Raw genomic sequence first — 25,171 nt, 5'->3', positions numbered from 1 at the left:
TTTGCCCTGCTAGGGGGCGCCGTTATACTGCGCCACAATTCCGTCCGAGAAGAGCCGAGCTCTGTGAACCGGCCTACGCCCGTCAAACCCGACAACTTCTTCCTGCTGATCTACCACGCCCTGCGCCAGCGCCGTGTGCCGATCGCCTTGCGCATCGCCAGCCACAGCCTCCTGCTGGTCGCCCTGGCCCTGGTGATCTACGCCTGGGTGATGGGCATGCAGTTCAAGCAGGCGATGCAACAGCAGGCCGACGCCCTGGGCCAGAGCCTGACCGCGCAGACCGCCGCTTCCGCCACCGAGCTGCTGGTGTCCAACGACATCCTCAGCCTCAACGTGCTGCTCAACAACCTGGTGAAGAACCCCCTGGTGGCCCATGCCGCCATCTACAGCGTGGACAACCGCATCCTCGCCGAAGCCGGTTCGCGTCCCAAGCAGGGCCTCCTGGGCGAAGTCGAAGGCCTGTACTCCACGCCCATCACCTTCCAGGAGGTGATCGCCGGGCACTTGCGCCTGAGCCTGGACATGCAGCAGTTCCAGCAGCCCATGACCATCAGCCTGCAGAGCATGGGCCTGCTCAGCCTGATCCTCCTCGCCCTGGCACTGTCCCTCAGCCTGCGCCTCGGCCGACACATCTCCACCCCGCTGCTGCAACTGCGGGTTTGGTTGCGCGATCCTGACGACCCCGCCCCCGGCGCCGGCCGCCAGGACGAGATCGGCGACCTCGCCCGCCAGTTGCAGGTGCGCCTGGTGCCGGAGAAGCCCGAACCTGAGCCCGAACCCGAGATCGAGGAGGCTTACCTGGACGAGGAAGAAGGCTTCCTCGAAGACGACCAGGAACACGGGGAAGAGGGCTTCGAGATCCGCAACCTGCGCGATGACAGCTTCGACGGCGACAGCGCCGAGGAAAGCCCGAGCCGCCTGTTCACCCCGGACGAGGACGACCCCTTCGCCGACCTGCGCCCGCGCGAGGAAGAACCACCCGCCACAGCCCCGGCGCTCGAACCCGAGGAGAGCGAGGACGACCTGCACCGCAGCGCCGTGCTCGCCGTGCAGCTCGGCGCCCAGGACCAGCTGCGCCGCCTGCCCCGCAGCCGGCTGCTGGACCTGCTGCAGCGCTACCGCGACTGCCTCGAGCAGGCCGCCGAGCTGTACCAGGGCGAGCTGCATACGCTCAATGACGGCAGCAGCCTGATGCTGTTCCACAGCGCCGACAGCGGCGAGGACCACCTGACCCATGCGCTGTGCTGCGGCGAGCTGCTGCGCGCACTCGGCCATGCCCTGCAGATCGAAGTGGCCGACAGCGGCATCACCCTGCAGCTGCAACTGGGCCTGACCCTCGGCGACAGCCTCGCCGGCCTGGGCCAGGGCGACCTGCTGCTGGACGACACCACCCAGAGCGCACTGGCGCTGAGCCAGCACAGCCGCAACCTGCTGCTGGTGGAGCGCGCCATCGCCGACGATGCGCTGGTTCGCCAACGCGCCCGCGTACGCCCCATCGCCAGCCCGGAAGGCGCCTGCTGCGTCGAGCGCCTGCTGGAACCCTACCCCTCGCTGCTGGAACGCCAGCTGGCCCACATGCACGACGCCGGGCGCCACTGAGCCCGGCAGCCAAGGACAGGCGCCATGACCACCCTCATCACCCATCCCCTGCCCGTCCTCGCGGTGGGCATCGCCCTTGGCAGTCGCGTCATCCCACCGTGGCTGCTGCTGGCGGGGCTGTTCTTCGCCTGCCTGCCCGACGCCGATGTCGCCGCCTTCAAGCTCGGCATCGCCTACGCCGACGCCTTCGGCCACCGGGGTTTCAGCCATTCACTGCTGTTCGCCGCCTGCTGCGGCCTGTTCGGCGCCCTGATCCATCCGCTGCTGCGCTGCGGCCCCCTGAAGGCGGGCCTGTTCATCGGCCTCGCGACCCTCAGCCACAGCCTGCTCGACGCCATGACCGACGGCGGCCTGGGCGTGGCCTGGTTCTGGCCCTGGGACATGCAGCGCCATTTCCTGCCCTGGCGCCCCATCGAGGTGTCCCCCTTCATTGGCGGCTTCTTCACCCAGCGCGGCATCGACGTGCTGCTCTCCGAAGCCCGCTGGGTCGGCCTGCCCTGCCTGCTGCTGGCACTCGGCGGCCTCGGCGTACGGCGCCTGTTCGGCAGGCGCCCGGCCACCTGAAGCGCCATCGCCCAGGCATTCGACGATCCAACGCGAAACCAATAAAAAGCCCGCATTAAGCGGGCTTTTTCGTCGATCGGCGGCGATCAGAAGCGGAACACTTCCACATCGGTACGCACCGGTGCGGCCAGCGGGATCTTCGGAGGCGTCGGCCCGCGCGAGCGCGCCGGGGCGGCATTGGCCTTGCGAGGCTCCTCGGCGGCGGCCGTGGGCTGGCCCGCAAGCGGCTTGACCGCACCGGCCAGTTGTTCGGCCAACTGCTGCAGCAGCTGGCTCTGGGCACGGACCTGGTCGGCCGCGCTGCCGCTGTGGGGCTGCTCCAGGCGCACCAGGCGGCTGTCACGCAGCTGGCCGGCCTTGTCCAGCAGGCGCCACTGGGCCTCGAGCACGGCAGGCCGCTGGGGGCCGGAGTCGAGGCGGCTGATGGTCAGCAGGACCTGGATCTCGGGGGTGAAGCCGGGGGTGGAGGGCGCCAGCACCAGACGCTGGCTGTCCAGGCGCCAGGACAATTGGCGCAGCAGCAGTTGATCGATATCACCCGCCAGGCTGCCGGCCCAGCGACCATCGGTGGAGGCGGTGAGGCTGCCATCGGGCTGGCGCTGCAGCAGGGTTTCGCGCTGCAGGTAGTCGGCAACCGAAACCGGCCCGAGCAGGACGGCCATGCCGGCGGACTGGTCCGGCAGTTCGGCGGTGCCGCTATCGAGCTGGTACATGGGTACCGGTGCATTGTGAACGCAGCCACCCAGGCCCAGAAGGCTGGTGAACAGCGCCAACAAAGGAAGACGTTTCATCTTTCTCACCCAGGGCCACCATACGGCGACCCACAGTCGGATTCATTGATGTTCGGGGCGTTCGCCACAACCGCGCGCGGCCCGAGGGGACATATCATCCGCCAATGTGATGGATGACTCCAGCCTCGGGCGTCGAATGGCAACCGACGGGCGGCGAGCGCCGATTCAGCCCTGGACTTCGACCAGCAGCGCGTCGACGCGCTGGAAACCGCGCGGCAGCTTGTTGCCACGTCGGCCCCGCTCGCCCTTGTAGTGCTCCAGGTCGTCGGCCTTGAGCGACAGGGTGCGCTTGCCGGCCTGGAGCACCAGGGTGGCACCGGCCGGCAACACGGCCAGGTCCGCCAGGTACTCCTCGCGACTGGCGACGCGATCGCCGGGGATGCCGATGATCTTGTTGCCCTTGCCCTTGGCCAGTTGCGGCAGATCGGCCACTTTGAACAGCAGCAGTCGCCCTTCGGTGGTGACGGCTGCCAGCCAATCCTCCTCCAGGCTCGACAGCGGCCTTGGCGGCACGACACGGGCGCCATTGGGCAAGCTGACCAGGGCCTTGCCGGCCTTGTTCTTGGCCTGCAGGTCCTCGCCCTTGACCACGAAACCGTAGCCGGCGTCCGAGGCGATCACATAGAGCGCGTCGTCCTCGGGCAGCAGCACGCATTCGAAGGTCGCCCCCGGCGGCGGGGCCAGGCGGCCGGTCAGCGGCTCGCCCTGGCCACGGGCCGAGGGCAGCGTGTGCGCCGCCAGCGAATAGCTGCGTCCGGTGGAGTCGATGAACACGGCGTACTGGTTCGAACGGCCGGGCGCGGCGGCCTTGAACTCGTCGCCGGCCTTGTAGGAAAGGCTGGTGGCATCGATCTCGTGGCCCTTGGCGGAACGCACCCAGCCCTTTTCCGACAGCACCACCGTGACCTTCTCGTTCGGCAGCAGGTCGTGTTCGGTCAGTGCCTTGGCTTCGGCACGCTCGACGATCGGCGAGCGGCGGTCATCGCCGTATTTCTCGGCGTCCTCGAGGATTTCCTTGCGCACCAGCTTCTTCAGCTTGGCTTCGCTGCCCAGCAGCGCCAGCAGCTTCTCGCGCTCCTTGGCCAACTCTTCCTGCTCGCCACGGATCTGCATCTCTTCCAGGCGGGCCAACTGGCGCAGGCGGGTCTCGAGGATGTACTCGGCCTGGACCTCGGTGAGGCCGAAACGCTCCATCAGCACCGGCTTGGGCTGGTCCTCGGTGCGGATGATGCGGATCACCTCGTCGAGGTTGAGGAAGGCGATCAGCCGGCCTTCCAGCAGGTGCAGGCGGTGCTCGACCTTGTCCAGGCGGAACTGCAGGCGGCGGCGCACGGTGCCGACGCGGAAGGTCAGCCACTCGGTGAGCAGGGTGCGCAGGTCCTTGACCTGGGGCTTGCCGTCCAGGCCGATGATGTTGATGTTCACCCGGTAGGTGGACTCGAGGTCGGTGCTGGCGAACAGGTGCTGCATCAGCGCCGCGTGGTCGACGCGACTGCTGGTGGGGATGATCACGATGCGGCAGGGGTTCTCGTGGTCCGACTCGTCGCGCAGGTCGGCGATCTGCGGCGCCTTGGAAGGCTTGGCCTGCATCATCGCGGCGATCTGCTCCAGCACCTTGGCACCGGAGACCTGGTGCGGCAGCGCGGTGACGACGATGTCGCCGTCCTCGACGTGGTACACGGCACGCATGCGCACCGACCCACGGCCGGTCTCGTAGATCTTCAGCAGGTCGGCGCGCGGCGTGATGATCTCCGCCTCGGTCGGATAGTCCGGCCCCGGAATGTGCTCGCAGAGCTGCTCGACGGTCGCCTTGGGCTCGTCGAGCAGGCGCACGCAGGCGTTGGCGACCTCACGCAGGTTGTGCGGCGGCACATCGGTCGCCATGCCCACGGCGATGCCGGTGGTGCCGTTGAGCAGGATGTTCGGCAGGCGCGCCGGCAGCACCAGCGGCTCCTCCAGGGTGCCGTCGAAGTTCGGCCCCCAGTCCGCAGTGCCCTGGCCCAGTTCACTGAGCAGCACCTCGGAGTAGCGCGACAGGCGCGCCTCGGTGTAGCGCATGGCGGCGAAGGACTTGGGATCGTCCGGGGCGCCCCAGTTGCCCTGGCCGTCCACCAGCGTGTAGCGGTAGCTGAAGGGCTGGGCCATCAGCACCATGGCTTCGTAGCACGCCGAATCGCCATGGGGGTGGAACTTGCCGAGCACGTCGCCCACGGTGCGCGCGGACTTCTTGTGCTTGGAGTCGGCGTCCAGGCCCAGTTCGCTCATGGCGTAGACGATGCGCCGCTGCACGGGCTTGAGGCCGTCGCCGATGTGCGGCAGGGCGCGGTCCATGATCACGTACATGGAATAGTTGAGATAGGCCTGTTCGGTGAACTCGGCGAGGGAGCGGCGCTCCACGCCTTCCAGGCTGAGATCGAGGGATTCGCTCATGCGTGCCTCACGGTGACATGTGTTGGCGCAGCACCAGGGTGCCGTCGCGCTGGGTGAATTCGAGTTGTTTGAGGGCGCTCATGCCGAGCAGCACCTCGTCGCCATCCATGCCGGGCGCGATGATCGCGGGCACGTCGGCGAGGACGATCTCCCCCAGCTGCAGCTCGCGCAGCCGGGTGCGATGGCCATTGCTGCGGCCATTCGCGGTGCTCAGGGTGATGGGCTCGCCCGGGGCCAGGCCCAGCTCGTCGGCCAGGGCCTCGGGAACGGCCACGGCGGTGGCGCCGGTGTCCAGCAGGAAGGTCACCTGGCGACCATCGATGCGCCCGTTCATCAGGTAGTGCCCCTGTCGGCTGCTGGCCAGGCGCACCTCCACGTAGCCGTCGCCGCGCAGGGACTCCGGCACCTGGTTGGGGTTGCGCTGGCCGTCTTCCCAGCGACCGAAGAAGTGCGTGGCCAGGAGCATGGCGATGCCCCAGGCGAGGATCAGCATGACCCTGCCTGCACGCTTGCCCGGCGCCTGCTCGCTCATGGCTGTTCCCAGCCGCCGCTCGGTTTGGCGAAGCGCCAGACGATCGGTCGCTGTTCGCCGTCGGCCCGGGTCTTGTCGCCGTTGTCGAGCACGATCCAGGCGCCCTCGGCATCGACCCACAGGCCTTCGGCCATGCCCCAGTCGGCGTCGTAGCGACGCGGCTCGGCCAGTGCCTCGGCGGCGAAGGACCAGCACCGCTCGACGCTGCCCTTGCTCGGATCGCGGCGGCAGATGCGGTGGGCAAGACGCTCCAGCGTGAACAGCTTGCCGTCGTGGAAGGCCAGGTCGGAGAAGTCCCTGGACATCGGCACGCCGCTGCCCAGGCCGGGCGGCGGGACATCCTCGCCGGCTTCGCTGAAGAGCACGCAGCCACCGGAGCAACCCCAGGTGGACTGCTTGCGGTGCAGCACCATCAGGCCACGCCGTTCGCGCTCTGCGCCGAGCCACAGGCGTTCACCGGAAGGTTCGACGGCGATGCCTTCCAGCAGGGCATTGAAGTGCAGCAACATGCCGCTGGCGCGGGCCTGGCGGACCAGGCTCTCCGGCAGGCGCAACCAGTCGGCGCTGCCGGCGTGCGGTACCTGCAGCACCGCCGCATGGGTTTCGCTCACCAGGTAGCGGTTGCCAGCGGCGTCGCAGGTGATGCCTTCGAAGTCCAGTTCGTTGCCGCGCACCCTGCTCATCGCCCAGTTGCGCACTCGAACGCCCCACGGCAGGCCGCTGGGTGGCGGTGGCGGGGCGACGAAGCGCTCGGCCTCGGCCTTGAGCACGCCTTCCGACGGCACCAGGCGGAACAGGCGGTCATCGACCCGGTCGGAGACCGCCAGCAGCTCCTTGCCACACAGGGCGATGCCGGAGAGGTTGCCCTCGGCGACACCATCCACCGGGTACTCGGCGCTGAGCTTGAGTTCCTCGACCGGCGGGGCGGCCAACAGAGGCGAGGCGGTCAGCAGCAGGGCGATAAGGACGCTCGCCCTCACACCAGGACCTCGGCCAGGTTGCCCTTGGACTCCAGCCAGGACTTGCGGTCGCCGGCGCGTTTCTTCGCCAGCAGCATGTCCATCATCTCGTGGGTGCCTTCGCCATCTTCCAGGGTCAGCTGCACCAGACGCCGGGTGTTCGGGTCCATGGTGGTTTCGCGCAGTTGCAGCGGGTTCATCTCGCCCAGGCCCTTGAAGCGGGTGACCTGCGGCTTGCCGCGCTTCTTCTCGGCCGCCAGGCGATCGAGGATGCCATCGCGCTCGGCGTCGTCGAGGGCGTAGTAGATCTCCTTGCCCAGGTCGATGCGGTACAGCGGCGGCATGGCCACGTAGACGTGCCCGGCTTCCACCAGCGGGCGGAAGTGACGGACGAACAACGCGCACAGCAGGGTAGCGATGTGCAGGCCGTCGGAGTCGGCGTCGGCGAGGATGCAGATCTTGCCGTAGCGCAGTTGCGCCACGTCGGGGGTGCCCGGGTCGACGCCGATGGCGACGGCGATGTCGTGCACTTCCTGGCTGGCGAGCACTTCGCCGCCATCCACTTCCCAGGTGTTCAGTATCTTCCCGCGCAGCGGCATGATCGCCTGGAACTCCTTGTCACGCGCCTGCTTGGCCGAGCCGCCGGCAGAGTCACCCTCCACCAGGAACAGTTCGGAACGCATCGGGTCCTGGCCTGCGCAGTCGGCCAGCTTGCCGGGCAGCGCCGGGCCCTGGGTGATCTTCTTGCGCTCGACCTTCTTGCCCGCCTTGAGGCGGCGGCCGGCGTTGCTGATGGCCAGCTCGGCCAGTTGCAGGCCCATGTCGGGGTGGGCGTTGAGCCAGAGGCTGAAGGCGTCCTTGGCGACGCCGGCGACGAAGGCGGCCGCCTCCCGGGAGGACAGCCGCTCCTTGGTCTGTCCGGAGAACTGCGGGTCCTGCATCTTCATCGAGAGGACGAAGGCGATGCGTTCCCAGACGTCTTCCGGAGCCAGCTTGACGCCACGGGGCAGCAGGTTGCGGAACTCGCAGAACTCGCGCATCGCATCCAGCAGGCCCTGGCGCAGGCCGTTGACGTGGGTGCCGCCCTGGGCGGTGGGAATCAGGTTGACGTAGCTTTCCTGCAGGGACTCGCCGCCCTCGGGCAGCCACAGCAGCGCCCAGTCGACGGCCTCCTTGTTGCCGGCCAGGCTGCCGACGAAGGGCTCGTCCGGCAGGCGCTGGAACTCGCTGACCGCGTCCACCAGATAGGAACGCAGGCCATCCTCGTAGTGCCACTCGATGCGCTCGCCGCTGGCCTTGTCCTCGAAGCTGACCAGCAGCCCCGGGCAGAGCACGGCCTTGGCCTTGAGCACGTGCTTGAGCCGGCTGACGGAGAACTTGTGCGAGTCGAAGTACTTGGCGTCGGGCCAGAAATGCACGCTGGTGCCGGTGTTGCGCTTGCCGACGGTGCCGATCACTTCCAGGTCGCTGGACTTGAAGCCGTCGGCGAAGGTCATGCGGTATTCGTTGCCATCGCGCTTGACGCGCACCTCGACCAGGGTCGAGAGGGCGTTCACCACCGAGATGCCCACGCCGTGCAAGCCGCCGGAGAACTGGTAGTTCTTGTTGGAGAACTTGCCGCCCGCGTGCAGCTTGGTGAGGATCAGCTCGACGCCGGGCACCCCCTCTTCGGGATGGATGTCCACCGGCATGCCGCGGCCATCGTCGATCACCTCCAGCGAATTGTCCTCGTGGAGGATCACCTGCACGCTCTTGGCATGGCCGGCCAGGGCTTCGTCGACGCTGTTGTCGATGACTTCCTGGGCCAAGTGGTTGGGCCGGCTGGTGTCGGTGTACATGCCCGGGCGCTTGCGCACCGGGTCGAGGCCGGAAAGGACTTCGATGGCGTCTGCGTTGTAAGCGTTCTGCTGGGCCATGGGGTCTCTTCGTCAAAGGGTGGAAAAGTCGATATCCCGCCACAGACTGGCGGGAAAACCGGCGTACGCCAGCAGGGCCGGCAGGTGGGCAGGGAAATGCTGGAAACCATGGTCGCCACCGGCCTCGATGCGCAGGGCACAGGCACGGTAGTAGCGCTCGGCGTGGCGGTAATCCAGGGTTTCATCGGCCGTCTGCAGCCAGACCTGGTAGCGGGCCGGGTCCTGCGGGGGCGCAACCTCCAGCTCGGCCAGGGCATCCACGTGCGCCTGCGTCAGCTCCCAGGTCTCGCCGCTGTAATAGTTCTTCTGCGGTCCCAGTTGGCCGTCGAACAACCGGTGCGGGGCCACCGCAGGGTTGATCAGTACGGCCCTGAGCCCGTGCCGCTCGGCCAGGAGGGTCGCATAGTAGCCGCCCAGTGAGCTGCCGACCAGCACCGGCCGCCCCAGCTCGGCGAGGGCCGCTTCGAGCTGGGCGATGGCCTCACGCGGATGATGATGCAGCGCCGGGACGCGCAGTCGCCCGGCCAGGCCCAGGCGCTGCATGAGCGCGGCGAGCTGGCGCGCCTTCTGCGATTCGGGCGAGCTGTTGAAACCGTGGATATAGAGAAGGGAGGGCTGTTCGGTCGACACGCGGCATCCTGGCAAGTCTGGCGGGCAAGCTGTACTTCTTGCCGTGCCGCAGCGCTAAGGTCAATAACCTTTGACGCTGTAATCCACTTCGAAGTCGATACCGGTGACCCGCGATACGCCGGTTTCCAGCACGCCATCGGCCTGCAGGCGCAGCCAGCGATAACCCGGCGCCTCGGTGTCGACCTGGAATTCCTCGCTGCCCGGCGCGAACTGCACGCAAGTGGAAGGCGAGGCCAGCAGGCGCACGCCATTGCGCATCTGGTCGAACTCCTGGTGCACATGGCCCCAGAGCACGGCACGCACCTGCGGAAAACGGTCCAGCACGGTGAACAGGGCGTCCGGGTTGCGCACGCCGATGGGGTCCATCCAGCGGCAGCCGATCGGCACCGGATGGTGGTGGAAACTGATCAGCACGTGCTTGTCCGACGCCTCGCTCACCGCCCGCTCCAGCAGCGCCAGCTGTTCCGGCGGCAGGTGCCCGGGAACGGCGCCACCGATGGTGGAGTCCAGCAACACCACGCGCCAGGCGGGGAAATCGATGATCGGGTCGAGCAGCTCGGTGCCGGCACAGACCTGCTCCATCACCTGGACTTCGTCGTGGTTACCCGGGAACCAGCGGCTGTCGGCGGGGATCACCGCGCAGAGGTCGCGGAAACGCTCGTAGGATTCGACGCTGCCATCCTGGGACAGGTCCCCGGTGGCCAGTACCAGGTCGATATGCGGCTGCTCTTCCAGCACCCGCTCGATCACCCGCTGCAGGCTGTCGGCCGTGTTCATGCCCAGGAGTCGTCCGTCCTCTTCGGCAAATAGATGACTATCGGACAGCTGCACCAGCAGCACCGATGAATCAAAGGCGAGAGTGGACGCGCTCGACAAGGCGGTCTCCTTGGGCGGAATGAGATGAATTATGGTGGTTCAGGCGTGAAACGGTAAACCCGAGAAGCGGGACTGGATCACATTCGCGAGCGCCAGGAAATCGGCAGGGAGCGGATTTTCTAGAGCACGGGCTCCAGTTCGTGGCCACAGGCCAGGCAATGGCTCAGCCATTCGCCGAGGAAGACATTGAGCTGGCTCTTCTCGTCGGGCTGGTGCATGTCGGCGTTCGGATAGGGGTAGAAGCTGCGCAGCCGCCGTGCATTCTCGGCCCCGACCACCTCGGCCATGCGCGCATCGTGGTAGACGCGCACCTCCAGCTGCGGCGAGGGCAGCCAGGGCAGGCTGAGCTCCTGCCGCACCTTCAAGGTGGTGGTGTACGGGCAGGCTTCGACCACCTCCAGCGCCAGCACGCCCACCAGCCGCTCGCCCTGGCTCAGGGCCACGCGGCGCGAGGACTGGACCTCGCGCATCTGCGGCAGCAATCGCATCAGCCGGGCGTAGTTCGCCTCGCAGGCCGCTTGCAGCCCGACGAGGTCCACCCGGTAGCGATCGCGCAACAGATTCACGTCCACATCCCCCGTACTTCATCCCGGTTCAGTGCCAGCCATTGCAGGGCGATGATGGCCGCGGCGTTGATGATGCGTCCGTCACGCAACGCAGCCAGCGCATCGGCGAAGGACAGCACGTGGACGCGGATGTCCTCGCCCTCCTCGGCCAGACCGTGCACGCCACCGGCGCCGCTGCTGTCGCAACGACCGACGTACAGGTGCACGTATTCGTCCGATCCCCCTGGAGAAGGATAATAGGCGGTGATCGGCCATAGCGACGTCAGCGTCAGGTCGGCCTCCTCGACGGCCTCGCGGCGCGCCACCTCGTCCGGCTCCTCGTCCTTGTCGATCAGCCCGGCCACCAGCTCCAGCATCCAGGGATTGGCGCTCTTCTGCATGGCGCCGACGCGGAACTGCTCGATCAGCACGACCTGGTCGCGTTGCGGATCGTAGGGCAGCACGCACACGGCATCATGGCGCACGAACAGCTCGCGGCTGAGCGTCGGCCCCATCTCCCCGGAGAACTGGCGATGACGCAGGTGCAGGCGATCCAGGCGGTAGAAGCCACGGAAGCACTCCTCGCGCTCGATGATCTCGACCGCGTCCGGCCCGGGTTTGAAGGTATCTATCATCTACGCCTCACTCGATCTGATGGTCCCGCGTTTCGCGCATCCTACTCTGGCGATTCGCCTCGCGCAGCCTCTTTGCAGATGGATTTGCGGCTGGGATCATGCGCTCCTGCGAGCGAACTCGAACCGCCACCGGCAGTCGAAGCACGCAATCCATAACGACTCCCCACCCGATGACGAATTCAATCCCGATGCACAAGAAACTGCTCCTCCTCGGCTGCGCCCTCCTCCTCGGCGCCTGCCAGGCGCTGACGCCCGGCGACAAGGGCCTGGCCGTCAAGCGCGATGCCTGGGAACACCTCAAGCCCGGCTGCCAGGGCGACAGCTGCCCGCTGGTGAACATCGACGTCATCAGCTTTCCCGATCACCCGCAGCTCAGCGAGCTGGTGACCCAGCGCCTGCTGCGCATGACCGCCGACGCACCGGATGCACCGCTGCCGGCCTCGCTGCAGTCCTACGAAAAGGACTTCCTGCAGCGCGCCGAGCCCGGCTGGGCCAGCTACCTGCAAGCCAAGGTGCGGGAACAACGTGACCAATTGACCATCATCGAGCTGTCCAGCTACCTGGCCACCGGCGGCGCCCACGGCATGCCCGGGCGCGGGCTGATCAACTACGACCGCACGCAGGACAAGGTGCTGACCCTGCGCGACATGCTCATCCCCGGCCAGGAAGCCGAGTTCTGGAAGCTCGCCGAGCAGGCCCACCAGCGCTGGCTGGCCGTCAACAAGCTGGACCAGGACCCGGAATACGCACGCACCTGGCCCTTCCAGCGCACCGAGCACATCGCCCTCGGCCGCGGCGCGCTGCTGCTCAAGTACGACGTCTACAGCATCGCGCCCTACGCGGGCGGCCACCCCGAGCTGACCATTCCCTACCCGCAGCTCAACGGGGTACTGAAGCCGCAATACTTCCCCGGCCGCGGCTGAGGGAGCCCAGCACGAACTGCAGCCCGCCGGCCAGCAGCAAGGCCGGCAGGGTGGCGCCCACCTCGGGCAGGAAGTTCGCCAGCAGGTGGTACACCGCGACGCCACAGAACCAGGCGGCCAGGGTGTCCCAACGCAGTGCGCGGCGCGGCGCCAGCTCCTCGCGACGGCGGCGCAGCACGAAGTGGTCCACCAGCACCACGCCGAACAGTGGCGCGAACACCGAGCCAATCAGCAGCAGGAAGTTCTGGTACTCGGCCAGCGGCGCGAACCAGGCGATCAAGGTGCACGACGCGCCGATGGCCAGGGCCAGGCGTTCCACCTTCACCGGCACCAGGATGCCGCTGGAAACCGCCGCCGAGTGGATGTCGGCGAAGGCGTTCTCCGACTCGTCCAGCAGGATCAGCAACAGCGGGATACCCAGCCCGGCGCCAGCCAGCGCCAGCAGCAATGCGTTGACCTCACCGCTCGGCGCGAAGGCCAGGGTGTAGGCGACGCCCAGGCTCATCAGCCAGAAGTTGCCGAGGAAGAAGCCCACCGCAGTGCCGCCGAACACGCTGCGCGCGCACTTGCCGAAGCGCGAGTAGTCGGCGATCAGCGGCAGCCAGGACAGCGGCATGGCGATGGCGATGTCGAAGCCCAGGGCGAAGGGCAGCGAGCCGTCGCCGCCACGAGCCCAGATCGCGCCCAGGTCGGCCTTGTCGAACAGGTTCCAGGTCAGCCAGACGCAGGCGCCCAGCAGCAGCCAGATGCCCCACTTGCGCAGCACGCGACGCACGAAGGTGAGCGGGCCGGTCACCGCCAGCAGGGTCGCCAGCGCACCGAAGAACAGGGTCCATAGTGCCGGCGAGGCCAGCGCGCTGCCTTCGCCCCAGGCGCGGGTGGCCAGCAGGCTCGCGGCGTCACGCATGACGATGATCTCGAACGCGCCCCAGCCCACCAGTTGCAGGAGGTTGAGCAGCGCCGGCAGCACCGCGCCGCGCTTGCCCAGGGCCAGGCCGAGGGTGCCCATGGCCGAGAGGCCGGTGTCGCTGCCGATCACCGCCGCGGCGCCGAGCAGCAGCACGCCGACGGCTGTGCCGCAGGCGATGGCCGCCAGCGCCCCGGCCAGGCCGAGCCCCGGCGCCAGCAGCGCACCCAGCTGCAGCACCATCAGGCCGACGCCGAGGGAGAACCAGAGGGAGAACAGGTCGCGCGCGCCGAAAACGCGCTGGCCGGCGGGAACCGGCAGGGACGGCGAGTAGCTGGGGGTGGTCACGTTGAAGGCCCTGGAGAGTGGACGAAGAAGGCCCGGCGCAGTGCGCCGGGCCCGTGGGTGCAGCCACGAGGTCGGTCAGACCTGCTTGTAGATCACCGAGCCTTCGTCCTTGAAGCGCGCCGCCTGCTCCTGGAAGCCCGCCTCGATGGCCTGGCTCTCCTCGGAGAGGCCATTTTCCTTGGCGTAGTCGCGCACTTCCTGGGTGATCTTCATGGAACAGAACTTCGGCCCGCACATGGAGCAGAAGTGCGCCACCTTGGCCGAGTCCTTCGGCAGGGTCTCGTCATGGAAGGCGCGAGCGGTGTCGGGGTCGAGGCCGAGGTTGAACTGGTCCTCCCAACGGAATTCGAAGCGCGCCTTGGACAGGGCGTTGTCGCGGATCTGCGCGCCCGGGTGGCCTTTGGCAAGGTCGGCAGCGTGGGCGGCGATCTTGTAGGTGATGATCCCGGTCTTCACGTCATCCTTGTTCGGCAGGCCCAGGTGCTCCTTGGGCGTCACGTAGCAGAGCATGGCGCAGCCGAACCAGCCGATCATGGCGGCACCGATGCCGCTGGTGATGTGGTCGTAGCCGGGGGCGATGTCGGTGGTCAGCGGGCCCAAGGTGTAGAACGGCGCCTCGTCGCAGCACTCCAGCTGCTTGTCCATGTTCTCCTTGATCAGCTGCATGGGCACGTGGCCCGGGCCTTCGATCATGCACTGCACGTCGTGCTTCCAGGCGATCTTGGTCAGCTCGCCGAGGGTCTCCAGCTCACCGAACTGCGCAGCGTCGTTGGCGTCGGCGATGGAGCCCGGACGCAGGCCATCGCCCAGCGAGAAGCTGACGTCGTAGGCCTTCATGATTTCGCAGATTTCCTCGAAGTGGGTGTAGAGGAAGTTCTCCTGGTGATGCGCCAGGCACCACTTGGCCATGATCGAGCCGCCCCGCGAGACGATGCCGGTGACGCGCTTGGCGGTCAGTGGCACGTAGCGCAGCAGTACGCCGGCGTGGATGGTGAAGTAGTCGACGCCCTGTTCGGCCTGCTCGATCAGCGTGTCGCGGAACAGCTCCCAGGTCAGGTCCTCGGCGATGCCGCCGACCTTCTCCAGCGCCTGGTAGATCGGCACGGTGCCGATGGGCACCGGCGAGTTGCGAATGATCCACTCGCGGGTCTCGTGGATGTGCTTGCCGGTGGACAGGTCCATCACCGTGTCCGAGCCCCAGCGGATGCCCCAGGTCAGCTTGGCCACTTCTTCCTCGATGGAGGAGCCCAGGGCCGAGTTGCCGATGTTGCCGTTGATCTTCACCAGGAAGTTGCGGCCGATGATCATCGGCTCCAGCTCGGTGTGATTGATGTTGGCGGGGATGATGGCGCGGCCACGGGCGATCTCGTCACGCACGAACTCGGGGGTGATCACCGCAGGGATGCTGGCGCCGAAGCTGTGCCCGGCGTGCTGCTCCTTGAGCAGGCCGGCAGCGCGCGCCTCGGCCAGCTTCATGTTCTCGCGGATGGCGACGAACTCCATCTCCGGGGTGATGATCCCCTGGCGGGCGTAGTGCATCTGGCTGACGTTGCGCCCGGGCTTGGCCCGGCGCGGGTTGCGCACGTGGGCGAAGCGCATGGCGGTCAGCTCGGGGTTGGCCAGGCGCTCCTGGCCGAAGCTGGAGGACAGGCCGGCGAGCAGCTCGGTGTCGCCACGGTCCTCGATCCACTGCGAGCGGATGTCGGCCAGGCCCTTGCGCACGTCGATGGTCACGCTCGGATCGGTGTAGGGGCCGGAGGTGTCGTAGACCATCACCGGCGCGTTGATCTCGCCGCCGAAGGCGGTGGGGGTCACGTCCAGGCTGATCTCGCGCATCGGCACGCGGATGTCCGGGCGCGAACCCTGCACGTAGACTTTCTGCGAACGGGGGAAAGGCTGGATGGATTGCTGGTCGACCTGGGCGCTTTCGCTCAGGTTCGCTTGTTGTTTTGCAGTCATCGGCTAGCTCCTGGGTGATGTCGGAGCGAACCTGAGGGGCAGAGTGCACCGGGACCGGTGCCGAGAGGAACCTCCCAGGAATGCCGCAAGGCGCGGGAGGCGCATCTTGTTCCCTACGCAGGCCTTAACCTGATCAGGTTCAACGGGATCCGGAACTTTCCGATCTCAGCCTCCGATTCGAGGCACCCCGACAAGAACGGGGCCAGTCTAAACAAGCCCCTTCCACAAAACCAACCCCAAGGTCAGAAATAAATGACCAGCCCGTCCGAAACCGACGCACGGACCGCGTCACGCATTCATTGTTCCCGGCAAGCAACATAACGTGTTGCAAACTACACTGACCCCGCCATGGAGCCGTCTTGACCGCGTACCATGGCAGCCGTAGCCTTGCCCGACTCCACTGAATCTAGGATTGATCATGCTGCGCAGACTCTCACTGGCTGTTGCCGTGGCCTCCGCTTTCGCGGGTAGCGCCTGGGCAGCAGAGGCCCCGCTGTCAGCCAAGACGGATCTCGTGACCGTCTACAAGGACGCCGTAGACAACAACGCCGATCTCGCCGCCGCGCGCGCCAACTTCGAGGCCGTGCGCGAGGCCGTGCCCCAGGCCCGGTCCGGCCTGCTGCCGCAGATCAATGGTGGTGCCACCGCCAACGACACCCGCACCAAGCTCGACGAGCCGTCGGCCACCAGCTCGCGCAGCGGCATCGCCTACCAGGCCAGCCTGAGTCAGCCGATCTTCCGCGCCGACCGCTGGTTCCAGCTGCAGGCTGCCGAGGCCAGCACCGAGCAGGCCTCCCTGGAATTCTCCGCGACCCAGCAGAACCTGATCCTGCAGACCGCCGAAGGCTACTTCGCCGTGCTCCGCGCCCAGGACAACCTGGCCTCCACCAAGGCCGAGGAAGCGGCGTTCAAGCGCCAGCTCGACCAGGCCAACGAGCGCTTCGATGTCGGCCTCTCCGACAAGACCGACGTGCTGGAAGCCCAGGCCGGCTTCGACACCGCCCGCGCCAACCGCATCATCGCCGAGCGCAACGTGGATGACGCCTTCCAGGCGCTGGTCACCCTGACCAACCGCGAATACGCCTCCATCGAAGGCATCCAGCACACCCTGCCGGTGGTCGTGCCCGCGCCGAACGACGCCAAGGCCTGGGTCGACACCGCCGCCCAGCAGAACCTCAACCTGCAGGCCAGCAACTACGCCGTCGACGCCGCCGAAGAGACCCTGCGCCAGCGCAAGGCCGGCCACGCGCCGACGCTGGACGCCGTCGCCCAGTACCAGAAAGGCGACAACGACAGCCTCGGCTTCACCAACAGCGGCGCCAGCCCCGTGCGCTACGGCAGCGATGTCGAGCAGCGCACCATCGGCCTGCAGCTGAACATCCCGATCTACAGCGGCGGCCTGACCAGCTCCCAGGTGCGCGAGTCCTACCAGCGCCTGAACCAGACCGAGCAGCAGCGTGAAAGCCTGCGTCGCCAGGTGGTGCAGAACACCCGCAACTACCACCGCGCGGTGAACACCGACGTGGAGCAGGTTAAGGCCCGCAAGCAGTCGATCATCTCCAACCAGAGCGCCCTGGAAGCCACCGAGATCGGCTACCAGGTCGGCACCCGCAACATCGTCGACGTGCTCGATGCCCAGCGCCAGCTTTACAGCTCCGTGCGCGACTACAACAACGCGCGCTACGACTACATCCTCGACAACCTGCGCCTGAAGCAGGCGGCCGGCACCCTCAGCCCGTCGGACCTGGAAGCCCTCGCCAGCTTCCTCAAGTCCGACTACGACCCGGACAAGGACTTCCTGCCCCCGGACCTGGCCAAGGCCGCGGAAGCCAGCCTGAAGAACAAGGCCAACTACTGAGTCATCACTGTCCCATGAAAAAGCCCGGCTCGTGCCGGGCTTTTTCATGGGCGATCTCGGCATGACCTGACGAACGCCATCCACACCCGCCGATTGGCGGCCCGCGACCGGTATCAGACCCTGATACCATGAACAGCAAACAGTGCGGCACCCTCGAAGCGATCTTCGCCCGCCCCACGGCCCGAACTCTGGAATGGGTCCGCATCGAATCGCTTTTTCTCGCCCTCGGCGCCCTATCCATCGAAGGCAACGGTTCCCGTGTGCGCTTCGAGCTGAACGGCGTGGTCGCCAGCTTCCACAGGCCGCACCCGGAGAAGGAAGCCAAGCCTTACCAGGTCCGCGACGCCCGCTTCTTTCTCGAGCAAGCAGGAGTGACTCCATGAACGTGATGAACTGCAACGGCTACTCCGCCCGCATCGAGTACAGCGACGAAGACGGCCTGTTCATCGGCCACATCGCCGGCATCCGCGATGTCGTGGGCTTTCATGGCGAGTCGGTCCAGGAGCTGCGCGCAGCCTTCCGCGAAGCCGTCGAGGACTACCTCGCCACTTGCGCGAAGCTCGGGCGCGAACCGCAGAAACCCTACTCGGGGAAACTCAGCCTGCGCATCGAGCCGGACGTCCACGCCAACATCGCGACCAAGGCCGCGCTGGCCGGCATGAGCATCAACCAGTGGATCGCCGACACGGTCAGGCGCGCCGCCCAGGGCTGATCAATCCCGATAATCCGGCGCCACCCGTTCCAGCAACCTCAACAGCGCCTGCCACGCCAGGTCCATCGCATCCGGGTCGGTCAGTTCCCCCTCCGCCACCGGCCGTGCGGGCTCGTTGAACTGGCGCTGGGTGTGCTCGCAGACCTCGTGGGGCGGCAGCAGCAGTTCGCCACCGGCCTGGGCCGCCACCTGGATGTCGCAGGCCTTCTCCAGGTAGTACATGCGCAGGAAGGCCTGGGCCGGCGTCTCGCCGACCGTGAGCAGGCCGTGGTTGCGCAGGATCATCACCGGCTTGTCGCCCAGGTCCGCCACCAGGCGCTTCTGTTCGTCGAGGTTGAGCGCCACGCCTTCGTAGTCGTGGTAGGCGACGCGGCCGTAGAACTCCATGGATATCTGGTTCACCGGCAGCAGCCCGGCCGGTTGTGCGGCCACCGCGCAACCGGCGCGGGTGTGGGTGTGCAGCACGCAGCGGGCATCCTCGCGTGCTACATGGATGGCACCGTGGATGACGAATCCCGCCGGGTTGACCTTGTAGCCCGTGGGCTCCACCGGCCGCCCCAGCAGGTCGATCTTCACCAGGTCGCTGGCGCGGATCTCGTCGAACATCAGCCCATAGGGATTGATCAGGAAATGGTGCTCCGGCCCCGGCAAGCGCACCGAGATGTGGGTGAAGATCAGGTCGGTCATGCGGAAATGGGCGATGAGCCTGTAGCAGGCTGCCAGCTCCTGGCGCAGGACACGCTCCTCTGCGGTGCAGGACGAAGGCGGAAGCGGGGCGTGCAGGGGCGTCATGGCGATCTCCGTGGGAACTGGCGCAGGTTCGGCCGCCAGCGATGGCGGCCTCGGGAATGCAGGCAAGTATCACGCCGACCTAGCGCACCGCCCAGGCATTGAAACGCTCTTCGAGTTCCTCGCCGTGATCGACCCAGAACTCCACATCCATCGGCAGGCTCGCCGCCAAGGCCTGCGGGGTCGCCGGTATCCAGCGGGCCTGCTCCGCGTCCAGCGCGGCTGCGGCATCCCGGTTGGTCGGCCCGTAGGGAATGCGCTGGATGTAGGCCAGCTGAGGCTCCTTGCGATTGGCGAAGGCGATCAGTCGCTCGGCCCGCTGCGCATGCCGGGAGCCCTTGATGATCGCCCAGTAGTCCATGCCGTAGAGGCTGCCCGGCAGGACCAGGTCGAGGTTGCGCCCCGCCCGATGAGCCGCCGCCACGCGTCCCGAATAGGACGAAGTCATCACCACGTCACCCGCTGCCAGCCATTGGGCGGGCTGGGCACCGGCCTCCCACCACTGGACCTGCGACTTGATCTGGTCGAGCTTGGCGAAGGCCCGGTCGACGCCACCCGGGCTGGCCAGCACCTTGTAGACCTCTCCCACCGGCACACCGTCGGCCAGCAGGGCGAACTCCAGGTTGTAGACCGCACGCTTGCGCAGCCCGCGCTTGCCGGGGAATTTCTCCAGGTCCCAGAAATCGGCCCAGGAGGTCGGCGGGGATGGCAGCCGGTCGGCGTCATAGGCCAGGGCGACACCCCACACCAGCGCGGCGGAACCACACTCCTGGGCGGCATCGTCGACCAGCCGGTCGCGCCCGCCGATACGCTGCCAGTCCAGGCGCTCGAACAGACCGCTCTCACAGCCCCGCACCAGATCGGGCCCTTCGATCTGCACCAGGTCCCAGTCGACGTGGCCGGTATCGGCCATCACGCGGATGCGCGCCATCTCGCCGTTGTATTCGCTCTGGATGATCGGCTTGCCGTCCTCGGCCGCGAAGGGTTTGAAGAAGGCCTCGTCCTGGGCCTTCTGGCCGTCACCTCCATAGCCGACCACCACCATGTCGGGGGCACCTTGAGCCGCGAGGGCATGCGCCAGCAGGGCGAAGAGGAGGACGAGGCGAGGCAGGCCGGTCGAGTGACGCGGAAAGTCGTGTCGCATGGTGTTTCTCCCATTGTTCTTGTTGTACGGGGATGGCCCGTCGAGGGGCAGGGATCACGCTAGATGCGCACCAGTAAAAAAACAAGTTGATTTTTTACCATGGATAAACAAGTAATGAATTCATAAGAACTCCAGCAACCCCGCGAGGATTGCCATGCACGCCTTTCCCCACCTGTTCGAACCCCTGCAGATCCGTGGCAAGCGCCTGAAGAACCGCATCATGTCCAGCGGGCACGACACCAGCCTGCCCACCGACAACCGGGTCAACGACGCCCTGGTCGCCTACCAGCGCACCCGCGCCGAAGGTGGCGTGGGCCTGATCGTGCTGCAGGTGGCGGGGGTTCATGACAGCGCCCGCTACACCTCGCACGTGCTGATGGCCACCGAGGACGCCTGCATCGCGGGCTATCGCGAACTGGCCGAAGCCTGCCATGCCCACGGCACCCTCGTGCTGTCGCAGCTGTTCCACCCTGGACGAGAGATCATGGAGACCGCCAGCGGCCTGCTGGCGGTGGCCTACGCCCCGTCCGTAACCCCGAACGAGCGCTTCCGCGTCATGCCCCGTGCGCTCGACCAGGGGATGATCGACGAGATAGTCGCAGGCTACGGCGCCGCCACCCGCCGGCTGCGCCAGGCCGGCCTCGACGGGGTGGAGGTGGTGGCCAGCCATGGCTACCTGCCGGCGCAGTTCCTCAACCCCCGGGTCAACCGCCGCGAGGACGGCTACAACGGCGACCTCGGGGCCCGCCTGCGCTTCCTTCGCGAGATCCTCGCGGCGGTGCGCCTGGCCGGGGGCGAGGACTTCATCGTCGGCCTGCGCATCTCCGCCGACGAGCGTGATCCCCAGGGCCTCAGCGAAGACGAGTCACTGCAGGCGGTACTCGCCCTGGAGCAGGAGCTCGACTACGTGCACCTGGTGGCCGGTACGTCCGCGTCCTTCGGCGGGGCCGTGCACATCGTCCCGCCCATGGCAGTGGAGCCGGCCTACCTCGCACCGACCGCTGGCGGATTCAAGGCGCGCCTGGGCATCCCGCTGTTCGTCACCGGGCGCATCAACCAGCCCCAGGAGGCGGAACGGATCATCGCCAGCGGCCAGGCCGACGTCTGCGGCATGACCCGGGCACTGATCTGCGACCCACTGATGCCGGAGAAGAGCGCCAGCGGCCGGGTGGATGACGTGCGCGCCTGCATCGCCTGCAACCAGGCCTGCATTGGCCATTTCCACAAGGGCTACCCGATCTCCTGCATCCAGCACCCGGAAACGGGCCGCGAGCTGCGCTACGGCCAGCCCCGCATGACCCGCAGGGCGCAGCGGATCATGGTGGTCGGCGGCGGCCCGGCAGGCATGAAGGCCGCTGCAGTCGCCGCGCAACGGGGCCATGAGGTGACCCTCTACGAAGCGAGCACGCAGCTCGGCGGCCAGGTGCTGTTGGCGCAACTGCTGCCCCGGCGCAGCGAGTTCGGCGGCGCGGCCACCAACCTGCAGCGGGAGATGGAGCTGGCTGGCGTGAAGGTGGTGCGCAGCACCCGCGTCGACCGCGCATTCGTGGAACGCGAGCGGCCTGACCAGGTGATCATCGCCACCGGCGCACGGCCCTACTGGCCGGATATCGAGCGCGACGGTGAACTGCAGGTGGTGGATGCCTGGCAGGTGTTGAAGGGGGAGGTGCAGGTCGGCCGCTCGGTGCTGGTGGCCGACTGGCGTTGCGACTGGATCGGCCCCGGCATCGCCGAGCGCCTGACCCGCCAGGGCCATTCGGTGAGGCTGGCGGTGAATGGCACCCATTGCGGTGAAAGCCTGCCGCTCTACGTGCGTGACCAGATGGCCGGAGAACTGCACCGCCTCGGGATTGCGATCACCCCTTACACGCGCCTCTACGGCCACGACGACAGCACGGTGTACATGCTGCATGCGGCCAGCGGCGAGCCGCTGCTGTTCGAGGACGTCGACACCCTGGTGCTGTGCCAGGGCCACCAGCCGCTGGACGAGCTTGGCGCAACGCTGGACGGCCTGGTGCCCTTCCAGCGCATCGGCGACTGCCTGGCCGCGCGCACGGTGGAAGAGGCGATATTCGAGGGGCTGCAGGCGGCCTGGGAAATCTAGGGCGCGAGGGGCACGCCGCTGCTTTACAATGCCGCGTTCGCGCGGGGCCAGCCCTCCGCCCAGCCCCAAGGACCGGAGGGATCATGAGCCCCAGCCTGCCGCCGCCCGGCACCGCCAATGCGCCCGAGAGCCAGTTCCTCGGCACGCGCATCCGCGCCTTGCGCAAACGTCGCGACATGACCCTCGCCGAGCTGGCCGAACAGAGCTCGCTGACCGCCGGCTACATCAGCCAGCTGGAACGCAACCTGGCCTACCCTTCGATCCCCGCACTGTTCAATATCGCCCGCAGCCTGGGCGTCACCATCCAGTGGTTCTTCGCCAGCGAAGCACCCACGGCCGAAGCGGACAAGGGCTATGTGGTACGCAAGAACAGCCGCATGAGCGTGCATTACGACGACGGCATCATCGACGAGCTGCTCAGCCCGCAGCCGAGCCGCTCGCTGGAAATCCTCCATTCCCGATTCCCTCCCGGCACCTACAGCGAAGAGAGCTACAGCCATGAAGGCGAGGAAGCCGGCTACGTACTCAGTGGCGAATTCGAGCTCTGGGTCGGTGAGCGGCATTTCCTGCTGGCCGAAGGCGACAGCTTCTCCTTCTCCAGCCAGGAACCCCACCGCTACGGCAACCCTGGCGACAGGGACACGCTGATCATCTGGATCATCACCCCGCCGACCTTCTGAGGCCCCGGGCTCACCCCAGCAGGCGGGCGAGCCCCGCAAGCAGGCGCTCCAGGGCCCCCTGGTTGGCCCGCAGCACCGCCAGCCCGGCGTCGTGCATGCGGGTTGCGGCAGCGCTGTCGCGCCACAGGCTGGCCACGGCGCTCTCAAGCGCTTCGGCGTCGGCCACTTCGACCAGGGCGCCGTTGTCGCGCAACTGCGCGGCGATATCGAGGAAATTGAACAGGTGCGGGCCGCTGAGCACCGGCTTGCCCAGCGCGGCCGGCTCCAGCAGGTTGTGCCCGCCGTTGGGCACCAGGCTGCCGCCGACGAAGGCGATGTCGGCCAGGGCGAAGAGGAACAGCAGCTCGCCCATGGTGTCCCCGACCAGCACCGAGTCGCTCGCCGTCAGCGTCTCGCCGCTGGAACGGCGCACGGCGGAGAAGCCTTCACGGCGGCACAGCTCGAACACCGTGTTGAAGCGCTCCGGATGGCGCGGCACCAGGATCAGCAGCGCGTCGGGGCGCTCGGCCAGCAGTTGGCGGTGAGCCGCGAGGATGATCTCGTCCTCCCCCGCGTGGGTGCTGGCGGCGATCCAGACCGGGCGCCGCATGGCGCCCCACTGCTCACGCAGGGCCGCAGCACGGACGGGGAGCTCCGGGTCGATGCGCAGGTCGAACTTGATCGAGCCGGTCACCGCCACCGCCTCGGGACGGGCGCCCAGGCTGCGGAAGCGCTCGGCTTCGGCCTCGGTCTGCACCGCGAGCCAGCTCAGCTCGGCGAGCATGGGCGCGGTCAGCTTGTGGAAGCGTGCGTAGCCACGGGCGGAACGCTCGGACAGCCGCGCATTGGCCAGCACCACCGGCACGCCACGCCTGTGGCACTGGTGGATGTGGTTGGGCCACAGCTCGGTTTCCATGATCACCGCCAGCTTCGGTTTCAGCAGGCGCTGGAAGCGCGCCGCCGCCCAGGGCAGGTCATAGGGCAGGTAGCAGTGCTGCACCTGGTCGCCGAACATCGCGCGGATGCGCTCGGAGCCGGTGGGGGTCATGCAGGTGACGGTGATCGGTAACTGCGGGTGGCGTTCGCGCAGGGCGCGGATCATCGGCGCCGCGGCGATGCTCTCGCCCACGGATACCGCGTGGACCCAGATGCCGCCCGGTTGCAGGGGCGGCAGGCCGAAGGCGAAGCGCTCGGCGATGCGCCGGGCATAGGCCGGCGCGCGCCAGGCGCGCCAGGCCAGGCGCAGGGCGATGAGGGGCAGGCCGAGGTGGAACAGCAGGGTATAGAGGGTGCGATTCATGGGCGCGGAGCTTATCAGAGCGACGGCGCAGGATCAGCCGATCGCCTTGAGGTGCTCGGCGAAGCAGTCGGCCAGCCACAGCGCCGCCGGGCCCAGTGACTCGTCGCGGCGGCAGACCAGCTCCACCACCAAGGGCGGCGGCGTCCAGTCGCTGCTCAGTTCCACCAACTGGTTCTGGTAGGTCGGGTACTGCACCACATGGCGCGGCAACCAGGCCCAGCCGAGGTTGCGCATCAGCAGCTCGGCCATGGTGTAGAAGCTGTCGGTGCGCCAGATCGAGGGACTGAGCTGCTCGCCGCCGGGGTAGCGGCTGTCCTGCGGGGCCATCAGCAACTGGCGGTGGCGGGCCAGTTCGCGACGGTCGACATGTGCCACACCCGCCAGGGGATGACCGACGCCGCAGACCGTGACCATCTCGATGGTGCCCAGGCGCTGGCGCTCCAGCGCCTCGGGCATCTGCTCGTGGTGGAACAGCAGGCCCAGGTCGGCGCGGCGCTCCAGCAGCTTGCGCGCCACGTCACCCTGGGCGCCGCTGGCCAGTTGAACTTCCAGCAGGGGGAACGCCTTGGCCAGCGCTTCCAGGCTGTCGAGCACCGGTTGGTAGGGCATGGCCTCGTCCTGGGCCAGGCGCAGGCGCACCTCTTCACCGCGCACCAGCCCGAGCGCGCGCCCCTCCAGGCGCTGGCACTGGCGCAGGACCTCGCGGGCCTCCTCCAGGAGGGTGCCGCCGGCTGCAGTGAGGCGCGGCTGGCGGCCGCTGCTGCGCTCGAACAGCGTCACCCCGAGATCGGCCTCCAGCATGGCGATGGAGCTGCTGACCGCCGACTGCGCCCGGTTGAGCCGACGCGCCGCCGAGGAAAACGACTGGCCTTCGGCGACGCTGACGAACAGGCGGATCTGCTCAAGGTTCCACTGCATGACCTATCTCCATTACAGATGGGTAATCACTTTATCCCATCATCGCGGCGGCTAGAATCGGCAGCCGGAAAAC

General features: G+C 67.6%; 23 protein-coding genes and 1 riboswitch. Of the genes, 8 read left to right on the top strand and 15 right to left on the bottom strand.

Annotated elements, in window-relative coordinates; all coding sequences use genetic code 11:
• The first annotated feature begins 63 nt into the window (after positions 1 to 63).
• Together ACYJSS_RS04465 and ACYJSS_RS04460 are read left to right on the top strand one after the other, a co-directional pair.
• Positions 64 to 1,599, top strand: a complete 1,536-nt coding sequence (locus ACYJSS_RS04465) for an AhpA/YtjB family protein (RefSeq protein ID WP_236204324.1) — start codon at positions 64 to 66, stop codon at positions 1,597 to 1,599.
• Between the two features lie 24 nt (positions 1,600 to 1,623).
• On the top strand, positions 1,624 to 2,163 hold the full coding sequence (locus tag ACYJSS_RS04460; RefSeq protein WP_111259870.1) for a metal-dependent hydrolase: 540 nt from the start codon (positions 1,624 to 1,626) through the stop codon (positions 2,161 to 2,163).
• An 86-nt stretch (positions 2,164 to 2,249) separates the two neighbouring features.
• Here ACYJSS_RS04460 and ACYJSS_RS04455 read toward each other — a convergent pair whose 3' ends face one another.
• The 9 genes from ACYJSS_RS04455 to ACYJSS_RS04415 all read right to left on the bottom strand — a co-directional run bounded on the left by ACYJSS_RS04455 (position 2,250) and on the right by ACYJSS_RS04415 (position 11,477).
• A complete protein-coding gene (locus tag ACYJSS_RS04455) occupies positions 2,250 to 2,954 on the bottom strand; it encodes a PqiC family protein (protein ID WP_111259869.1) in 705 nt (234 codons plus the stop codon).
• 165 nt (positions 2,955 to 3,119) lie between these two features.
• A complete protein-coding gene (parC, locus tag ACYJSS_RS04450; protein ID WP_111259868.1) occupies positions 3,120 to 5,384 on the bottom strand; it encodes a DNA topoisomerase IV subunit A in 2,265 nt (754 codons plus the stop codon).
• Positions 5,385 to 5,391: 7 nt separating this feature from the next.
• Positions 5,392 to 5,916, bottom strand: a complete 525-nt coding sequence (locus tag ACYJSS_RS04445; protein WP_236204325.1) for a retropepsin-like aspartic protease family protein — start codon at positions 5,914 to 5,916, stop codon at positions 5,392 to 5,394.
• A complete protein-coding gene (locus ACYJSS_RS04440) occupies positions 5,913 to 6,896 on the bottom strand; it encodes an esterase-like activity of phytase family protein (RefSeq protein WP_236204326.1) in 984 nt (327 codons plus the stop codon). Before ACYJSS_RS04440 ends, ACYJSS_RS04445 begins: the two co-directional genes overlap by 4 nt.
• On the bottom strand, positions 6,893 to 8,791 hold the full coding sequence (gene parE, locus ACYJSS_RS04435) for a DNA topoisomerase IV subunit B (protein ID WP_111259866.1): 1,899 nt from the start codon (positions 8,789 to 8,791) through the stop codon (positions 6,893 to 6,895). The genes ACYJSS_RS04440 and parE overlap by 4 nt, the downstream gene beginning before the upstream one ends.
• A gap of 12 nt (positions 8,792 to 8,803) precedes the next feature.
• Positions 8,804 to 9,421 (bottom strand): YqiA/YcfP family alpha/beta fold hydrolase, encoded by a 618-nt coding sequence (locus ACYJSS_RS04430; RefSeq protein WP_111259865.1) that lies wholly within the window; start codon positions 9,419 to 9,421, stop codon positions 8,804 to 8,806.
• Positions 9,422 to 9,481: 60 nt separating this feature from the next.
• The gene (cpdA, locus tag ACYJSS_RS04425) at positions 9,482 to 10,297 is read right to left on the bottom strand and encodes a 3',5'-cyclic-AMP phosphodiesterase (RefSeq protein WP_111259864.1); all 816 of its coding nucleotides are present in this window, start codon (positions 10,295 to 10,297) and stop codon (positions 9,482 to 9,484) included.
• A 119-nt stretch (positions 10,298 to 10,416) separates the two neighbouring features.
• A complete protein-coding gene (locus ACYJSS_RS04420) occupies positions 10,417 to 10,869 on the bottom strand; it encodes a DUF1249 domain-containing protein (RefSeq protein WP_111259863.1) in 453 nt (150 codons plus the stop codon).
• Positions 10,860 to 11,477 (bottom strand): NUDIX domain-containing protein, encoded by a 618-nt coding sequence (locus ACYJSS_RS04415; RefSeq protein WP_111259862.1) that lies wholly within the window; start codon positions 11,475 to 11,477, stop codon positions 10,860 to 10,862. The genes ACYJSS_RS04420 and ACYJSS_RS04415 overlap by 10 nt, the downstream gene beginning before the upstream one ends.
• 188 nt (positions 11,478 to 11,665) lie before the next feature.
• Here ACYJSS_RS04415 and ACYJSS_RS04410 point away from each other — a divergent pair, with 188 nt between their 5' ends.
• A complete protein-coding gene (locus ACYJSS_RS04410; RefSeq protein WP_236204327.1) occupies positions 11,666 to 12,400 on the top strand; it encodes an RsiV family protein in 735 nt (244 codons plus the stop codon).
• Here the strand turns inward: ACYJSS_RS04410 and cytX are convergent.
• Together cytX and thiC are read right to left on the bottom strand one after the other, a co-directional pair.
• A complete protein-coding gene (cytX, locus tag ACYJSS_RS04405) occupies positions 12,357 to 13,655 on the bottom strand; it encodes a putative hydroxymethylpyrimidine transporter CytX (RefSeq protein ID WP_236204328.1) in 1,299 nt (432 codons plus the stop codon). The two genes, ACYJSS_RS04410 and cytX, sit on opposite strands and share 44 nt — an antisense overlap.
• 75 nt (positions 13,656 to 13,730) lie before the next feature.
• Positions 13,731 to 15,614 (bottom strand): phosphomethylpyrimidine synthase ThiC, encoded by a 1,884-nt coding sequence (gene thiC / locus ACYJSS_RS04400; RefSeq protein WP_111259859.1) that lies wholly within the window; start codon positions 15,612 to 15,614, stop codon positions 13,731 to 13,733.
• A gap of 93 nt (positions 15,615 to 15,707) precedes the next feature.
• Positions 15,708 to 15,814: riboswitch (TPP riboswitch) on the bottom strand.
• 218 nt (positions 15,815 to 16,032) lie between these two features.
• Here thiC and ACYJSS_RS04395 point away from each other — a divergent pair.
• The 3 genes from ACYJSS_RS04395 (at position 16,033) to ACYJSS_RS04385 (ending at position 18,184) form a co-directional block, all read left to right on the top strand.
• Positions 16,033 to 17,472, top strand: coding sequence for a TolC family outer membrane protein (locus ACYJSS_RS04395; RefSeq protein ID WP_111259858.1), 1,440 nt, complete (start codon positions 16,033 to 16,035; stop codon positions 17,470 to 17,472).
• Positions 17,473 to 17,600: 128 nt separating this feature from the next.
• Positions 17,601 to 17,855, top strand: coding sequence for a type II toxin-antitoxin system HicA family toxin (locus ACYJSS_RS04390; protein WP_111259857.1), 255 nt, complete (start codon positions 17,601 to 17,603; stop codon positions 17,853 to 17,855).
• Positions 17,852 to 18,184, top strand: a complete 333-nt coding sequence (locus tag ACYJSS_RS04385; protein WP_111259856.1) for a type II toxin-antitoxin system HicB family antitoxin — start codon at positions 17,852 to 17,854, stop codon at positions 18,182 to 18,184. Before ACYJSS_RS04390 ends, ACYJSS_RS04385 begins: the two co-directional genes overlap by 4 nt.
• On the opposite strand, the gene ACYJSS_RS04380 is transcribed toward ACYJSS_RS04385, so the two are convergent.
• Both ACYJSS_RS04380 and ACYJSS_RS04375 read right to left on the bottom strand, forming a co-directional pair.
• Positions 18,185 to 18,976, bottom strand: a complete 792-nt coding sequence (locus ACYJSS_RS04380) for a class II aldolase/adducin family protein (RefSeq protein ID WP_111259855.1) — start codon at positions 18,974 to 18,976, stop codon at positions 18,185 to 18,187. It lies immediately after the preceding gene.
• 79 nt (positions 18,977 to 19,055) lie between these two features.
• Positions 19,056 to 20,117: an ABC transporter substrate-binding protein gene (locus ACYJSS_RS04375; RefSeq protein WP_111259854.1), complete on the bottom strand. Its 1,062-nt coding sequence runs from the start codon at positions 20,115 to 20,117 to the stop codon at positions 19,056 to 19,058.
• A gap of 154 nt (positions 20,118 to 20,271) precedes the next feature.
• Between ACYJSS_RS04375 and ACYJSS_RS04370 the strand changes: the two genes are divergently transcribed.
• Together ACYJSS_RS04370 and ACYJSS_RS04365 are read left to right on the top strand one after the other, a co-directional pair.
• Positions 20,272 to 22,221 carry an oxidoreductase gene (locus tag ACYJSS_RS04370; RefSeq protein ID WP_111259853.1) on the top strand — a complete coding sequence of 650 codons (1,950 nt, stop codon included), beginning with the start codon at positions 20,272 to 20,274 and terminating at the stop codon, positions 22,219 to 22,221.
• 83 nt (positions 22,222 to 22,304) lie between these two features.
• Positions 22,305 to 22,901 carry a cupin domain-containing protein gene (locus ACYJSS_RS04365; RefSeq protein ID WP_111259852.1) on the top strand — a complete coding sequence of 199 codons (597 nt, stop codon included), beginning with the start codon at positions 22,305 to 22,307 and terminating at the stop codon, positions 22,899 to 22,901.
• A gap of 10 nt (positions 22,902 to 22,911) precedes the next feature.
• Here ACYJSS_RS04365 and waaA read toward each other — a convergent pair whose 3' ends face one another.
• Together waaA and ACYJSS_RS04355 are read right to left on the bottom strand one after the other, a co-directional pair.
• Positions 22,912 to 24,180: a lipid IV(A) 3-deoxy-D-manno-octulosonic acid transferase gene (gene waaA / locus ACYJSS_RS04360; protein ID WP_111259851.1), complete on the bottom strand. Its 1,269-nt coding sequence runs from the start codon at positions 24,178 to 24,180 to the stop codon at positions 22,912 to 22,914.
• Positions 24,181 to 24,213: 33 nt separating this feature from the next.
• Positions 24,214 to 25,098 (bottom strand): LysR family transcriptional regulator, encoded by an 885-nt coding sequence (locus ACYJSS_RS04355; protein WP_111259850.1) that lies wholly within the window; start codon positions 25,096 to 25,098, stop codon positions 24,214 to 24,216.
• Positions 25,099 to 25,171: the final 73 nt, after the last annotated feature.

The organism is Pseudomonas sp. No.21 (genome assembly GCF_054558415.1).
This window is presented reverse-complemented; position numbering and strand designations above follow the sequence as displayed.